Source organism: Kocuria atrinae C3-8 (assembly GCF_000286355.1).
Lineage (GTDB): Bacteria > Actinomycetota > Actinomycetes > Actinomycetales > Micrococcaceae > Kocuria > Kocuria atrinae_A.
On sequence record NZ_AJXN01000006.1, the window covers coordinates 38,286 to 54,631 of the forward strand.

5 protein-coding genes and 4 pseudogenes are annotated in these 16,346 nt (G+C 61.7%); 5 read left to right on the forward strand and 4 right to left on the reverse strand.

Annotated features, from left to right (window positions below; translation table 11 throughout):
* Window positions 1–179 precede the first annotated feature (179 nt).
* Window positions 180–566 carry a CDGSH iron-sulfur domain-containing protein gene (locus tag YO9_RS16190; RefSeq protein WP_016995833.1) on the reverse strand — a complete coding sequence of 129 codons (387 nt, stop codon included), beginning with the start codon at window positions 564–566 and terminating at the stop codon, window positions 180–182.
* Window positions 563–1,564: an iron-containing redox enzyme family protein gene (locus tag YO9_RS0101150; protein WP_016995834.1), complete on the reverse strand. Its 1,002-nt coding sequence runs from the start codon at window positions 1,562–1,564 to the stop codon at window positions 563–565. The genes YO9_RS16190 and YO9_RS0101150 overlap by 4 nt, the downstream gene beginning before the upstream one ends.
* A 401-nt stretch (window positions 1,565–1,965) precedes the next feature.
* Here YO9_RS0101150 and ctaD point away from each other — a divergent pair.
* From ctaD to YO9_RS0101175, 4 genes and pseudogenes are all read left to right on the forward strand, one after another.
* Window positions 1,966–3,689 (forward strand): annotated as a pseudogene (ctaD, locus tag YO9_RS0101155) (aa3-type cytochrome oxidase subunit I).
* A 308-nt stretch (window positions 3,690–3,997) separates the two neighbouring features.
* A pseudogene (rpoB, locus tag YO9_RS0101165) lies at window positions 3,998–7,506 on the forward strand (DNA-directed RNA polymerase subunit beta).
* Between the two features lie 64 nt (window positions 7,507–7,570).
* A pseudogene (locus YO9_RS0101170) lies at window positions 7,571–11,457 on the forward strand (DNA-directed RNA polymerase subunit beta').
* Window positions 11,458–11,629: 172 nt separating this feature from the next.
* A complete protein-coding gene (locus YO9_RS0101175) occupies window positions 11,630–12,346 on the forward strand; it encodes an IclR family transcriptional regulator (RefSeq protein ID WP_223285921.1) in 717 nt (238 codons plus the stop codon).
* A gap of 167 nt (window positions 12,347–12,513) precedes the next feature.
* Here YO9_RS0101175 and YO9_RS0101180 read toward each other — a convergent pair.
* Both YO9_RS0101180 and YO9_RS0101185 read right to left on the reverse strand, forming a co-directional pair.
* A pseudogene (locus tag YO9_RS0101180) lies at window positions 12,514–14,635 on the reverse strand (heavy metal translocating P-type ATPase).
* A gap of 35 nt (window positions 14,636–14,670) precedes the next feature.
* The gene (locus YO9_RS0101185; RefSeq protein WP_016995837.1) at window positions 14,671–15,246 is read right to left on the reverse strand and encodes a YdhK family protein; all 576 of its coding nucleotides are present in this window, start codon (window positions 15,244–15,246) and stop codon (window positions 14,671–14,673) included.
* 367 nt (window positions 15,247–15,613) lie between these two features.
* Here YO9_RS0101185 and YO9_RS0101190 point away from each other — a divergent pair, with 367 nt between their 5' ends.
* Window positions 15,614–16,237, forward strand: a complete 624-nt coding sequence (locus YO9_RS0101190; RefSeq protein ID WP_031272447.1) for a CueP family metal-binding protein — start codon at window positions 15,614–15,616, stop codon at window positions 16,235–16,237.
* The last annotated feature ends 109 nt before the right edge of the window (window positions 16,238–16,346 follow it).

Genomic DNA, 16,346 nt, shown 5'->3' on the forward strand with positions numbered 1-16,346 from the left:
CTTTCAGCAACGGCTGAACAGACTTCGGGCCGGATACCTCGAACGAGGTACCCGGCCCGAAGTGTTTTTCGGATGCGACGCTGTAGGTCAGTGTCTGAATTATTCGCTTGCCATTTCTCACTTGCCGCTTCTCGCTGGCGGGCGAGCAGGAGAGGGCCGCGGAGTTCAATCCCGAGTGATCAGTCTCGGTCCTTGCGGGGCATGAAGGCCCGCACCTTGGCCAGTTTGTGGGAACCGTCGCAGTGCGGGGCAATGCTGGTCATCCCGCACCGGCACAGGGCAATGACCTTCCGCTCGGGTGGCAGCGGTTCGGCGCCGGGCTCTGCGGCCAGCAGGAAATCTCCACGAACCAACAGAGGGCCCTTGGGACACACCGTGATCACGGGGGATTCCACGGAACCGGGCACTGACCGGGGTTCCGAAGTAGCACTGCCCCTGGACGGCTCCGAGTCATCCCGGAGGTCTCCCTGAGGACGGGGCAGGGGTTGCTCGAGCGGGGCAGAACGATGGGTGAGTTCCGTCTGGTCGGCGGAGTGCGTCATGTCGTCAGGCACGTGCGAGCTCATGTGCGGGGTTCCGGGGTGAGCAGCGACGATCGTCCCGACATCCACGCTTCGAGCATCTGATCGCCGGCGTGCCCGTCCACGTAGAGGCACGCGGCCGCTCCGAAGAAGATGTCCTCGGTCAGCTGGGGTTCGTCGTCCACGAGGTTTCCCACGAGGTCCCGCGCAGCCAACTGTTCGTGAACGGCGTCGGCCTCGACGTGCTCGTCGAAGTACCACGTCACGTCCTGGCGGTACCCGCGTTTGCGGAACGCATTGCCGTAGTGCTTGTTAGGGATCGTCGAGGTCATCTCGAAGGCCGCCAGGTGACCCACGTTGGCTCCGCGCAAGCAGCGATTCAGGCCGAACATGCTGATCAGATTGGTCGATGCCAGGGTGCTGGCGGGGACCAGATCGAGGTAGGCGTCGGGGGTGTCGTCCAAACCGATGTTGCGCATCGTGCGGGCGAAGATTTCTGAGTGCACCTTGTCCGGGTGGCCGCCACCGTATTCGTCCGCCTGGATCTCGACCATTGCTGCCTTGGCTCGTCCCTGTAGCTTCGGTATGGACCACGTGTGCGGATCGGCCTCGCGCAGTGTGTAGATGGATCGCTGAATCAAGAACTCACGCAGTAGGTCCTCGGTGGCGTTCTTGGCCAGCCACATGGCGGTGCTCGGCTTGGCCGCCGGTTGGGTCATGGCGAAGAGTGCTTCCGCGGCCTCCTTGCCGTCGCGGGGGAGCGGAGCGGGTAGCTCGACCTCCGCCCGTAACTGAGCTTCGAAGCGCTGCTCGATACGACCGCGGATCCGGATCAGGTCCGGGTCCCACTCCCATTCGCCGCGCACGAACTCGGCCGGACCGTAGTGCAGTAGATAGAGCAGAAAGAGCGAGAGCTGCAGGTCTTCGTCTGTGAGGAGGTCCTGGGACTCGGCCAACGCGCGATCAGTGGCGGCAGCAAGGTGGGCCAACCCATCAGTGGTTTCGTGGTCACCCACCAGAAGCGAGATCAATGCGGAACTCACTGATCCTCTGGCGGTCGGCGCAGCGGTTCTTTCCTTGACTATGGTCACCGGTCTCAACTTTCTTCTAACGCAGCGTGGAGAACCCGTCTCCGGCGGATGAACAGGGCGGTGCTCACGTTGTGACACTGCAGGGGGATGAGCCGTCACTACTATAAGGCGGCTTAGCCAGGCGTGGGCTGCCAGCTTGCCGCGAAGGCCTGAGCGAACGTCGACGCAACAGCTCAGATACCCGGACAAACGTCAATTAATGGACGAATTATTAAAGCAATAAGAAACTAGTCAGTAGGCATACCATTTGCGATGGCCACCGCGTAGCGTGGAATACCACGGGCCCCTTCTTCGGTCTCCGCGCCGAGGAAGTCGCTCCTGTACCAGGGCATCATGCTCGGTTAGGACATGTCATGGCCATCCACGAATACACGGCAACCGAACGCCGTAGCCGCACACAAGTAGCCGCAGTACCTCGCTCCAAAGGCCGCATGATCGTCGGCTGGCTCACCTCGACCGACCACAAGACCATCGGATACATGTATCTGATCGCGTCCTTCGTGTTCTTCTGCGTAGGCGGCGTGATGGCGTTGTTGATTCGCGCCGAACTTTTCGAGCCCGGTCTGCAGATTCTGGAGACCAAGGAGCAATACAACCAGCTCTTCACCATGCACGGCACGCTCATGCTGCTGATGTTCGGAACACCGTTGTTCATCGGATTCGCCAACGTGTTGGTCCCGCTTCAACTGGGGTCCCCGGACGTGGCGTTCCCCAGACTCAATGCGCTCGCGTTCTGGTTCTTCCTGTTCGGCTCTCTGGTTGCGATGGCCGGGTTCATCACCCCGCAGGGCGCGGCGTCCTTTGGGTGGTTCGCGTACGCGCCACTCAACAACACGACCTTCAGCCCGGGGGTCGGGGGAGACCTGTGGCTGTTCGGACTTGCGCTTCAGGGCTTCGGCACCATTCTGGGCGGCGTCAACTTCATCACCACGATTCTCTGCATGCGCGCACCTGGCATGACCATGTGGCGCATGCCCATCTTCACGTGGAACATCCTGCTGACCTCCATGCTCGTGATCATGCGTTCCCGCCACTGGCGGCCGCACTCTTTGCGCTTGGCATGGACCGGCGCATGGGCGGGCACATCTTCGATCCGGAGAACGGCGGAGCCATCCTGTGGCAGCACCTGTTCTGGTTCTTCGGTCACCCGGAGGTCTACATCATTGCGCTGCCGTTCTTCGGCATCGTGTCCGAAATCATCCCGGTCTTCTCCCGCAAGCCGATCTTCGGGTACAAGGGTCTGGCCTTCGCGACCATCGCGATAGCCGCGCTGTCGATCACAGTGTGGGCCCACCACATGTTCGTCACGGGAGCAGTGGCACTGAGCTTCTTCGCGTTCATGTCCATGATGATTGCGGTGCCCACCGGCGTGAAGTTCTTCAACTGGATCGGCACCATGTGGCAGGGCTCCGTAACCTTTGAAACGCCCCTGCTGTGGGCCCTCGGATTCCTGTTCACGTTCCTCTTCGGCGGGCTCACCGGCATCATTCTGGCCACTCCGGCCCTGGACTTCCACGTGTCCGATACGTACTTCGTGGTGGCCCACTTCCACTACGTGGTGTTCGGCACCGTGGTGTTCTCCATGTTCGCCGGATTCTACTTCTGGTGGCCCAAGTTCACCGGCAAGATGCTCAACGAGCGGCTGGGCAAGGTTCACTTCTGGATGTTGTTCATCGGCTTCCATGCGACCTTCCTCATCCAGCACTGGTTGGGCGTCAGTGGCATGCCACGGCGGTACGCCGACTACATGCCGGAGGACGGGTTCACCTGGATGAATCAGCTGTCCACGGCCGGTGCCATGTTGCTGGGGCTCTCGATGATTCCGTTCTTCTGGAACGTATACATCACCCACCGGCATGCCAAGAAGGTTGAAGTGGACGATCCCTGGGGCTTCGGGTGCTCGTTGGAGTGGGCCACGTCCTGCCCGCCGCCGCGGCATAACTTTGCATCACTGCCGCGCATTCGCTCCGAGCGTCCGGCGCTCGACCTGCATCATCCGGAGCTTGCGGCCTTCGCCAGTCAGCAATTCGACGCCGGGAAACCGGTGACCGGGGGCGTCGGTCAACGCGGCACGTGACGAACGCGATGCGCGGCACCGCCCGCCGCGGCGCGTCGTCGTACGAGCCGGGATTCGGAACGGAAGTGGAGGCCCAGAACCGTGGGGGCGGGGTATCTTACGACGACTTCTCCCGTCCGTCCACTAAGGGTGTGGACAAAGCCCAAAAAAAGTCCTAGACTGATAGCTTGCGTTGTCCCTTATACATGCGTGCCTTCATATAGCGGTGGGCGCCACCGGGGCGTGTTGCGCGAACAGCCAGCACCGGCCCCCATTCTCATTCTCGGGAACCTCGCGAATTCACTGCATGTCTGTGGAAGGATCACATCTTGGTCGCCTCGAGCACCGATTCGAACGTCACCGCCAATCACCCCACGAGCGATAACATTCCTCGCCGAATTTCCTTCGCAAAGATCCACGAGCCGCTAGACGTCCCCAACCTGCTTGCACTTCAGACGGACAGCTTTGACCGTCTGGTGGGCAACGAGCGTTGGCAGGCCCGCCTGGCGCAGGCCCAGGAGACCGGCGAAACCGGCGTGGCCACCACGTCCGGCCTGTCGGATATCTTCGAAGAGATCTCCCCGATCGAGGACTTCCAGGGCACCATGTCCCTGTCGTTCTCCGAGCCGGAGTTCTACGACCCCAAATACACCATGGACGAGTGCAAGGACCGCGACGCCACCTATTCGGCGCCGTTGTACGTCAAGGCCGAGTTCATGAACAACACCACCGGTGAGATCAAGCAGCAGACCGTGTTCATGGGCGATTTCCCGCTCATGACCGAAAAGGGAACCTTTGTCATCAACGGTTCCGAGCGCGTGGTCGTCTCCCAGCTGGTGCGTTCCCCCGGTGCCTACTTCGAAAAGGGCCAGGACCGTACCTCGGACAAGGACATCTTCTCCGCGAAGATCATCCCCTCCCGCGGCGCATGGTTCGAGCTCGAGATCGACAAGCGCGATCAGGTGGGCGTTCGTCTGGACCGCAAGCGTAAGCAGTCCGTGACCGTGCTGCTCAAGGCGCTGGGCTGGACCGAGTCCAAGATCCTCGAAGAGTTCGGCGAGTACGACTCGATCCGCGCGACCCTCGAGAAGGACACCACCGAGACCCGCGAAGAAGCACTGCTGGACATCTACCGCAAGCTGCGCCCGGGAGAGCCGCCCACGGTTGATGCTGCCCAGTCCTTGCTGGACAACATGTACTTCAACCCCAAGCGTTACGACCTGGCCAAGGTGGGTCGCTACAAGATCAACCGCAAGCTGGGTCTGGACAAGTCCTTCACTGACGCGGATGCGTCCGTGCTGTCCGTGGACGACATCGTGGCGATGATCCGTTACCTGGTCACCCTGCACGCAGGTGGCAGCACCATGGAGGGTGTCCGCGACGGCGAGCCGCGCGAGATCCACGTTGACGTCGACGACATCGACCACTTCGGTAACCGTCGCATCCGCGCGGTGGGCGAGCTGATCGAGAACCAGATCCGCACGGGCCTGTCCCGTATGGAGCGCGTTGTCCGCGAGCGGATGACCACTCAGGACGTCGAGGCCATCACGCCCCAGACCCTGATCAACATCCGCCCCGTGGTTGCCGCCATCAAGGAGTTCTTCGGAACCTCCCAGCTGTCGCAGTTCATGGACCAGAACAACCCGCTGGCCGGTCTGACGCACAAGCGTCGTCTCTCCGCGCTGGGCCCGGGTGGTCTGTCCCGTGACCGTGCCGGCATGGAAGTCCGTGACGTGCACCCCTCGCACTACGGCCGTATGTGCCCGATTGAAACCCCTGAAGGTTCCAACATCGGTCTGATCGGTTCGTTGGCGACCTACGCGCGCATCAACCCGTTCGGCTTCATCGAGACCCCTTACCGCAAGGTGGTCAACGGTGTGGTTACTGACGAGGTCAGCTATTTGACCGCGGACGACGAGCGTGGCGTGACCATCGCGCAGGCCAACGCACCGTTGACCGAGGACGGTCACTTCGCCGAGGACGCCGTTCTGGCACGTGCCGCTGACGGTTCCGGTGAAGCCGTGCTGGTCGAGCCTTCGGACGTCGAGTTCATGGACGTGTCCCCGCGCCAGATGGTGTCGGTGGCCACCGCCCTGATTCCGTACCTCGAGCACGACGACGCCAACCGCGCGTTGATGGGCGCCAACATGCAGCGTCAGGCTGTGCCGCTGTTGGTCTCGGAAGCACCGCTGGTCGGTACCGGCATGGAGCGCTACGCCGCTATGGACGCCGGCGACTCCGTTCTGGCCATCAAGCCGGGTGTGGTCGAAGAGGTCTCCGCCGATCAGGTGAAGGTTCTCAACGACGACGGAACCACCAAGCTCTACCCGATCAACAAGTTCGTTCGTTCGAACCCGGGTAACACCTATAACCAGCGCGTGATCGTCTCCGAGGGCGAGCGGATCGAGGACCGTACGGTCATCGCCGACGGCCCCTCGACCGATCAGGGTGAACTGGCACTGGGTAAGAACTTGCTGGTTGCCTACATGTCCTGGGAAGGCCTCAACTACGAGGACGCGATCATCCTCTCCCAGCGCATGGTCTCCGAGGACGTCCTGACCTCGATCCACATCGAGGAGCACGAGATCGATGCCCGCGACACCAAGCTCGGTGCCGAGGAAATCACCCGTGACATCCCCAACGTGTCCGAGGAAGTGCTCTCCGCTCTGGACGAGCGCGGCATCATCCACATCGGTGCCGAGGTTCAGGCCGGTGACATCCTTGTGGGCAAGGTGACCCCCAAGGGTGAGACCGAGCTGACCCCGGAAGAGCGCTTGCTGCGCGCCATCTTCGGTGAGAAGTCCCGCGAAGTGCGTGACACCTCCCTGAAGGTGCCCCACGGCGAGTCCGGCACCGTGATCGGCGTCCGCGTGTTCGACCGTGACGACGAAGACGACGACCTGCCCGCCGGCGTGAACCAGGTGGTTCGCGTGTACGTGGCCCAGAAGCGCAAGATCACCGACGGTGACAAGCTCGCGGGTCGTCACGGTAACAAGGGCGTGATCTCCAAGATCCTGCCCGTCGAGGACATGCCATTCCTGGCGGACGGTACCCCCGTTGACGTGATCCTGAACCCGCTGGGTGTGCCCGGCCGTATGAACCTGGGCCAGGTGCTCGAGGTTCACACCGGCTGGCTGGCCAAGCAGGGCTGGAACATCGAAGGCAACCCCGAGTGTTGGACCGCCTGTCCAACTTCCCGAAGAGCTCCGGCCCCACCAACGTGGCCACCCCGGTGTTCGACGGCGCCAGCGAGGACGAGATCTTCGACCTGTTGGATCACACCAACCCGACCCGCGACGGCGATCGTCTGATCGACCGCAGCGGCAAGGCTCGGTTGTTCGACGGCCGTTCCGGTCAGCCGTTCCCGGACCCCGTGTCCGTCGGATACCAGTACATCTTGAAGCTCCACCACTTGGTGGATGACAAGATCCACGCTCGTTCCACCGGTCCGTACTCCATGATCACCCAGCAGCCGCTGGGCGGTAAGGCTCAGTTCGGTGGTCAGCGCTTCGGTGAGATGGAGGTGTGGGCGCTGGAAGCGTACGGCGCCGCGTACACCCTTCAGGAACTGCTCACGGTCAAGTCGGACGACGTTCACGGTCGCGTCAAGGTGTACGAAGCCATCGTCAAGGGCGAGAACATTCCGGAACCGGGTGTGCCCGAATCCTTCAAGGTGCTCATCAAGGAAATGCAGTCGTTGTGCCTGAACGTCGAGGTCCTCTCGGCAGACGGCAACGCAGTGGAAATGCGCGATTCCGAAGATGACAGCTTCCGTGCAGCCGACGAGCTCGGCATTGACCTTTCGCACTCCGAGCCCAGCTCGGTCGAAGAGGTCTGATTCCCCACTCGTCATCGGTAAGCACGAACAACTTCAGGATTTTTAGAAAGAGGGACAGGACCTTATGTCCAACGATTCTTCACTAGGCCTCATGCGTATTGGCCTGGCCACCGCGGACCAGATTCGTAGCTGGTCCTACGGCGAGGTCAAGAAGCCCGAAACCATCAACTACCGCACGCTCAAGCCCGAGAAAGACGGCTTGTTCTGTGAAAAGATCTTCGGCCCCACCCGGGACTGGGAGTGCTACTGCGGTAAGTACAAGCGTGTCCGTTACAAGGGCATCATCTGTGAGCGTTGTGGCGTCGAGGTGACTCGCGCAAGGTGCGTCGTGAGCGGATGGGCCACATCGAGTTGGCCGCACCGGTCACTCACATCTGGTACTTCAAGGGCGTTCCGTCGCGCTTGGGCTACCTGCTGGATCTGGCTCCGAAGGACCTCGAAAAGGTCATCTACTTCGCCGCTACATGATCACCTCCGTGGATGAGCAGGCTCGTCACGACGACCTGCCCAACCTGCAGGCTGCCATCGACCGTGAGAAGAAGCAGATGGAGGACACCCGCGATTCGGACATCGCCGCAATCGCTCGTGACCTCGAGACTGAACTCGCCCGCGTCGAGGAAGAGGGCGGCAAGGCGGCCGAGAAGCGCAAGCTGCGTGACTCCGCTGATCGCCAGATGGCCAACGTGCGTAAGCGCGCTGACCGCGAGATCGATCACATCGAAAAGGTCTGGGACCGCTTCAAGAACCTCAAGGTCAACGACCTCGAGGGTGACGAGGCCCTGTACCGCCAGATGGTCGACCGCTACGGCATGTACTTCGAAGGTTCCATGGGTGCCGAGGCGATCAAGAAGCGCCTCGAATCCTTCGACCTGAACGCCGAGGCGGAATCCCTCCGGGAAACCATCGCCACGGGTAAGGGCCAGCGTAAGACTCGCGCCCTGAAGCGACTCAAGGTTGTCAACGCGTTCCTCACCACGGATAACTCCCCGCTGGGTATGGTCCTGGATGCCGTTCCGGTGATCCCGCCGGAGCTGCGTCCCATGGTCCAGCTCGACGGTGGCCGTTTCGCCACCTCGGACCTGAACGACCTGTACCGTCGCGTGATCAACCGCAACAACCGCTTGAAGCGTCTGCTGGATCTGGGTGCGCCCGAGATCATCGTGAACAACGAGAAGCGCATGCTCCAGGAAGCTGTTGACTCGCTGTTCGACAACGGCCGCCGTGGCCGCCCCGTCACCGGACCGGGCAACCGCGCGCTCAAGTCGCTGTCTGACATGCTCAAGGGCAAGCAGGGTCGTTTCCGTCAGAACCTGTTGGGTAAGCGTGTGGACTACTCGGGCCGTTCGGTCATCGTGGTGGGTCCGCAGCTCAAGCTGCACCAGTGTGGTCTGCCCAAGCAGATGGCGTTGGAGCTGTTCAAGCCCTTCGTTATGAAGCGTCTGGTCGACCTCAACCACGCCCAGAACATCAAGTCTGCCAAGCGCATGGTTGAGCGTTACCGCCCGCAGGTGTGGGACGTCCTCGAAGAGGTCATCACCGAGCACCCGGTTCTGTTGAACCGTGCTCCCACCCTGCACCGCCTGGGTATTCAGGCGTTCGAGCCGCAGCTGGTCGAAGGTAAGGCCATTCAGCTGCACCCGCTCGTGTGTGGTGCGTTCAACGCCGACTTCGACGGTGACCAGATGGCGGTGCACCTGCCGCTGTCCCCGGAGGCACAGGCCGAGGCTCGCGTGCTGATGTTGTCCTCGAACAACATCCTCAAGCCCTCGGACGGTAAGCCGATCGCCCTGCCTTCGCAGGACATGATCATCGGTCTGTACCACCTGACCACCGTTCGTGACGGCTGGGCCGGTGAGGGCAACAGCTACTCGTCCATCGCCGAAGCATCATGGCCTACGACTCCGGTGATCTGCACTTGAACTCCAAGTGCAAGATCGAGCTGGAGAACTTCGTGCCGTACGCCGGCTGGGAGGCCCCCGAAGGTTGGGAACCCGGCCAGCCCGCCGTCGTCGAGACCACCCTGGGTCGCGTGCTCTTCAACGAGACGCTGCCTGAGGACTACCCGTGGGACGAGAACGTTGCCGACAAGAAGCACCTGTCTTCTCTGGTCAACGACCTTGCCGAGCGTTACCCCATGACCCAGGTGGCTCACACCTTGGATCTGCTCAAGGACGCCGGTTTCCACTGGGCATCCCGTTCGGGTGTGACCGTGGCGATCTCGGACATCGCGACCCCGCCGGAGAAGCCCGCCATTATGGAGGGCTACGAAGCGCAGGCCGCGAAGATCCAGGGCCAGTACGACAAGGGTCTGATCGATGACGACGAGCGTCGTTCCGAGCTGATCGACATCTGGTCCAAGGCAACCGACGAGGTCGCCGAGGCCATGCGCAACAACCTGACCGCGAGTAACACCATCAACCGCATGGTGTCCTCGGGCGCACGTGTAACTGGATGCAGGTTCGTCAGATCGCGGGTATCCGTGGTCTGGTGGCCAACCCCAAGGGCGAGATCATGCCCCGTCCGATCAAGTCCTCCTACCGTGAGGGCCTGTCGGTTCTGGAGTACTTCATCGCGACCCACGGTGCTCGTAAGGGCCTGGCCGATACCGCACTGCGTACCGCCAACTCGGGTTACCTGACCCGTCGTCTGGTGGACGTCTCCCAGGACGTCATTGTTCGCGAAGCGGATTGCCAGACGAGCCGTGGCCTGGTGCTGCCCGTGTCGGAGATCGATGAGTCCGGCGTGCGTTCCCTGCACGAGGACGTCGAGAACACCGTGCACGGTCGTGTGCTGTCCACCGACGTGGTGGATGCCAACGGCGAGATCGTGGCCGAGGCCGGGCAGGACATGTCCGATGCGTTGATCAACAAGCTGTTCACCGCCGGTATCGACGAGGTTCGCGTGCGCTCCGTGCTCACCTGTGAGTCCGCCGTGGGTGTGTGCGCATCTTGCTACGGTCGCTCCCTGGCCACCAACCAGTTGGTGGACATCGGCGAGGCCGTGGGCATCGTGGCCGCGCAGTCGATTGGTGAGCCCGGTACCCAGCTGACCATGCGTACCTTCCACACCGGTGGTGTCGCCTCCTCGGACGGTGACATCACCCAGGGTCTGCCCCGTATTCAGGAGCTCTTCGAGGCCCGTACCCCCAAGGGTGTCGCCCCGATCTCCGAGGTGGCCGGCCGCGTACGCATCGAGGACACGGACAAGTCCCTCAAGATCGTCATTGTTCCGGACAACGGCGACGAGGAATTTGCCTACCCGGTGCTGCGTCGCGCCAAGCTGCTCGTGCACGACGGCGATTCCGTGGTCGTGGGCCAGCAGCTCGTGACCGGTGCGGTTGACCCCAAGGAGGTGCTGCGTATCCGCGGTCCCCGTGAGGCTCAGAAGCACCTGGTGGACGAGGTCCAGGGTGTGTACCGCTCCCAGGGTGTGGGCATTCACGACAAGCACGTGGAAGTCATCGTCCGTCAGATGCTGCGCCGCGTGACCATCATCGAATCCGGCGACACTCCGTTGCTGCCGGGTGAGCTGGTGGACAGCGTGCGCTTCCTCGAGGCAAACCGCGGTGCGGTGGCCGAGGGCAAGCGTCCCGCAGCGGGCCGTCCGGAGCTCATGGGTATCACCAAGGCTTCGCTGGCAACCGACTCGTGGCTGTCTGCCGCATCCTTCCAGGAAACCACCCGCGTTCTGACGCAGGCGGCCATGGAAGGTAAGTCGGATCCGCTGCTGGGTCTGAAGGAGAACGTGATCATCGGTAAGCTCATCCCGGCCGGCACCGGCCTGGCACGCTACAACAACGTGGATGTTGAGCCCACCGAGGAAGCCAAGGCTTCCATGTTCACCGATCCTTCCGCGTTCGCTGACTTCAGCTACGCCGAGGAGAACTCGGGTGCGTTGGGTTCGGAGTTCCAGGCCATCCCGTTGGATGACTACGACTTCGGCACCAACTGATCACACGGGGCGGTAGCTGAGCTGCCGTAGTCCGTACGACCGAAGGCCGGTCCCCACTCATGTGGGGGCCGGCCTTCGGCATTGCCCGGGAGACTACGCTGGAGTACAGATCATTCGTGTGCCTGTGACGGTGCAGCATGGGATCTGTGGCACGAGCGGCGAGGAGCGGGAGATGGCGAATTCGACATCGGGCGATTCTGTTCTCGCTCGCGTGGAACGGATCCTTGCGGCGTTCGGTTCAGAGACCCCGGTGTTGCAGCTCAAGGACATCGCCAGTTCTGCTCAGCTCCCCACGTCCACTGCACTCCGTTTATTGACAGATATGAAGCAGATCGGCTGGATCGAGTCCGCCCGCGGGCAGGGCTATCGGGTGGGGACCCGGTTGTGGGAGCTGGCCTCCCGGGCCGCATTGGCAGAGGACCTGGCGTCGGTTGCCATCCCGTTCATGTCGGACGTCCACGCGGTGCTTCGACAGCACGTTCACGTGGGAGTCGTGGAAGGCGACGACGTTCTGTTCGCCGAGCGGATCCTCGGCAAGAAGTCGGATGTGCCGCTGCGCTCGAACGTGGCGGGCAGGTTACCCCTGCACCAATCGGCGGCGGGGCTGGTGCTGATGTCCCAATACTCGGAGTCTTTCGTCACGGAATATTGCCAGCGGGTGCGCGACGACAGTTTTCCCGAGGGGATTCCTACGGATCGTCTGATGACTGACCTGCGCCGTTTCGCGCAACGCGGTTATGCCCTGCAACGCGGTCGAATTGACCAGGAAACCGGTGGTATCTCGGTGCCGGTACGGGTGCACAGTGGCACCGCCCGGTGGCGCTGGGCGTGGTCATGGCGCTCGAGGATATGGGCCCGGCAGAAGTGCCCGGCGTCGTGCAAACGTTAAGGGTTGCCTCGCACGGAATCTCCCGTGCCATGGGCGCACTGTAACAACTGTCAAAGGTTGTCCTTTGTAGCAGAAACCTTTGCCGCGTCCTGGATGAATGTCTGTGCGTCCACAGCCGCCGCATATTGAGCGGACGTGAGGGAAGGGCCCGAAGCCCGACCTCATGTCTACCGGCTGTGGAGCATGTGATCAGTGCTAACTTCCGGGGCCAGGTTGAGACGGCGCAGTAATTGAGCATTGAGTGCCACGACGACTGTCGATGCGGACATGAGGATTGCGCCGATGCTCATGGGCAGAACGAACCCGATCGGAGCCAGGATGCCCGCGGCGAGAGGTACGGAGATCAAGTTGTACCCGGCAGCCCACCAGAGGTTTTGCTTCATCTTCCGAAAGCTCGCACGCGAAAGTTCTAACACCGAGAGCACCGAACGGGGGTCGGAGCTAGCCAGGATGACTCCGGCCGATCCGATGGCGACATCCGTGCCCGCGCCGATGGCGATGCCGACGTCGGCCTGGGCCAGCGCAGGAGCATCGTTGACTCCGTCGCCGACCATCGCAACCTTGCGGCCCTCGCCTTGGAGCTCCGCGACCTTCATGGCTTTGTCCTCGGGGTGCACGCCGGCGAAGACACGGTTGATACCAAGCTCGTCGGCAACCGCTTGAGCCACGGCCTCTGCATCGCCGGTGATCATGACGACCTGAACGCCTGAGCGTGGAGAGCGTCAACGGCGTCGCGTGACTCGGTGCGGATTGCGTCGGCGAGACGCAAAGCACCGATCACCTGACCGTCGGAAATGACGTGGAGGATGATCGCACCCTCATTTCGCCATTGCGCTGAGATGGGTAACTCCTTGAAGGAGCGCTGCTCAAGAAGGTACGGGCCCCCAACTTCGATGACCATGTTGTCGACGGTGGCCCTAACCCCGATGGCGGGGGAGGACGTGAAGTTCCTGGCTCGAGGTGGTTCCAGACCGCGTTGCTGGGCTGCATGGGTAATGGCACGAGCGAGGGGGTGTTCACTGTCGGACTCGGCCGCTGCCGCTAAGGCAAGCACCGTGTCCTCGGTATGTACGCCGACAGTATCGACGGCGGTGACCGTAGGTTCGCCCTTGGTCAGTGTGCCGGTTTTGTCGAAGAGGACTGCATCAACGGTGCGCGTAGACTCCAATGCGAGCCTGTCTTTGATGAGCACTCCGCCGCGGGCGCGCGTTCGGTAGCGATGGATACTACCAGCGGTATTGCGAGGCCAAGGGCATGGGGGCAGGCGATGACCAGGACCGTAATGGTGCGCACGACGGCTTCGTCAGGGAGACCTATTAGGGACCACACGAGCGCCGTAATTACGGCAGCGCTGAGGGCGAACCAGAACAACCATCCGGCGGCGGTATCGGCGATCCGCTGGGCACGGGAGGAGGACGCCTGAGCGTCGGTCACAAGCCTCTGGATGCCTGCCAAGGCAGTATCTTCGCCGGTGGCGGTTACCTCGATCCGCAGCCCCGAGTCTGTGGAGATAGTGCCGGCGACCACGTGACCACCGACCCCTCGGCTGACGGTCCTGGACTCGCCGGTGACCATCGATTCGTCCATGGACGCGGACCCGTCGATGATCTTTCCGTCAGCTGGCACAGAGGCACCCGGACGGACAATCACGATATCTCCGACAGCAAGGGCTGTGGGCGCGACTTTCACGACTCCGTCGCCCTCAATCTTCTCGGCTTCATCGGGGATGAGCGCCGCGAGAGAGTCAAGGGCCGAGGTGGTCTGGGCTAGGGAGCGCATTTCTATCCAGTGGCCCAGAAGCATGATGACCACTAGTAGTGCGAGTTCCCACCAGAAATTGAGTTCATGACTAAGCCACTGCAGACTTGCGCCCCAAGAGGCGAGGAAGGCTACGGTGATGGCCAAAGCGATGAGCAGCATCATGCCGGGTTTGCGAGATCGGATCTCGCTGAACCCGCCAGTGAGGAACGGCCATCCACCCCAGAAGTACATGACCGTGCCCAGGACCGGGGAAACCCACCGCACCCAATCGGCATCTGGGAGTGTGTAGCCGATGAGCTGGGCAAACATGTCATTGAATCCCACGACGGGAATCGCGAGGACGAGCATGATCCAGAACAACCGCCGAAACTGTCCGATATGATCACCGTGCCCGCCTTGACCTGCGTGGCCATGACCACCGTGCTCCATGGGTGCACCCCGCTCCCCGTGTACAGAGTGGTCGTGGTGGCCCGCATATTCGTGGGGGGTAGCCTCGGTTGCCCCGTGGTGGGTGTGCTGATTGTTCATGGTCTGTCCATTCCTCGATGCCCGGTTCCTGTTGGCTAGGAGTCGGGCTGCATCTCGCTTTCGACAACCCACTTGTGGTTCGTCATTTCCATCCCGTCGGCTTCGTAGTCAACGACGTAGACGGTCTCGTCGGTTGAAAACGCGATCGTTGCTATTGCTCCGTTCATACCTTCCATATGATCGGCAGCTACCTTGACGTCGGTGCCATCGGCCAGGCGCTCGTTACCCGCGTCTTCAAGCTCTTCCTGAACGACCCATTTGTGATCGGTGACGGGGTCTCCACCCTCGGTGGGCGTGTAGTCGATCGCGTACGTGTACGTGTTGTATGCGCCGACCACGGTCGCGCTGGCACCGTTCATACCTTCCATGTGATCGGCTGTGAGGGTTACCTCGGTATCCACGGGATATTCCGGGTCGGTGGCTGCTGTCATGCCCTCGGGCACGGGGCCGCCGTCCATTGGGTGATCCATGCCGCCATGCCCCGCGTGCGCGTTGTCACTCTGGGAAGCCGGCGATGCTGGCTCTTCGTTGGCTGAATTCGAACAACCGGTGAACGCGATTGCTCCGGTGAGCGTCACAGTGGCTATGAGGGTGCGCGTGCGCTTGTTCATCTGAAGCTCCTTGTCTGACGGGGTGAACTGGAGAGGCGTGGGATTCTTGCAGACTATTGAGTACCCATCGACGGATATCGAAGTTGATGGCCACCCGTGTGGCTCTTCTGAAGAGCTTGGTTTCAGGATATACCCATGGGGGGTATGGGGCAAGGCTGTTTGCCTCGTTCTTCAGAGTCCAGCACATGTCAGCACTGGGTCTGTGGTGTTGTCTCGGGTGCGCACACGGGTCTGCCAAGGGGGGTCCACGGTCAAGCGGGCGAGTGCATGGAGTCAAAGGGGTTGGCGCGGGTTCAGGGTCGATGGAAACTGCTCCGGTCGGAATAAGATGATGTGTGTACGTGCCAGTTCATTGGAGGAGCACCGCATGACTAAGCTTCAGTCAGGCCGTCGACAGAAGCTGATTCTTGCATCTTCGGCAGTCTGTTTCGCATCCGCTCTTGCACTCTCGGGCTGCACAATATCTGCCCCTGAGGCAGTGCCTACATCGTCGGGCGACCTTGCAGTAAAGAGTGACCTCTTGGCTAACCATGGCTTGGAAGGACTTGGTGCGGCGGAAGTCATTGAGCGCTTGGACACTATGCCTGTTTCCAATCGGCCCGCTGGCCTGCAGGCGTCAGTGCAGCCTGATGCGGTCGTGCTTTCTGACACGCAGCAGCGCGAGGCTCGGCTCCCCCTGCCTGAGGATGGGATGTATGTCTCAATCGCTCCTTACAAGAGCCAGACACACGATTGTTATTTTCATAGCCTGACTACTTGTGTCGGCGAGCTGGGTAACACGGACGTGCAGGTCAGACTCACGAGCGGCAGCGGTGAGGTTCTTGTCGATGAAGTGCGCAAGACGTACGACAATGGCTTCCTTGGACTTTGGGTACCGCGTGATATAGACGCCACGCTCAGAATTAGTCACGCAGGTCAGATCGGAACCGCAAGCATCTCGACTAAAAACGAGGACGATCCCACTTGCATCACCAACTTGCGCCTCGCATGAACGATTGACGGGCCTGTGTCGCCAGCGGCTTTCGCATGCGCCATTCCATTCAATGGAAGCACTGTGATGCGAGCCATGTCCGCCACGCATAGGGACTGCTGCACGGTTA

What these genes read in the sequence shown, in the direction of transcription:
- YO9_RS0101185 (WP_016995837.1), bottom strand. Translation starts at nt 15,246, where the DNA reads ATGAACAAGCGCACGCGCACCCTCATAGCCACTGTGACGCTCACCGGA.
- YO9_RS0101175 (WP_223285921.1), top strand. Translation starts at nt 11,630, where the DNA reads ATGGCGAATTCGACATCGGGCGATTCTGTTCTCGCTCGCGTGGAACGG.
- YO9_RS16190 (WP_016995833.1), bottom strand. Translation starts at nt 566, where the DNA reads ATGAGCTCGCACGTGCCTGACGACATGACGCACTCCGCCGACCAGACG.
- YO9_RS0101190 (WP_031272447.1), top strand. Translation starts at nt 15,614, where the DNA reads ATGACTAAGCTTCAGTCAGGCCGTCGACAGAAGCTGATTCTTGCATCT.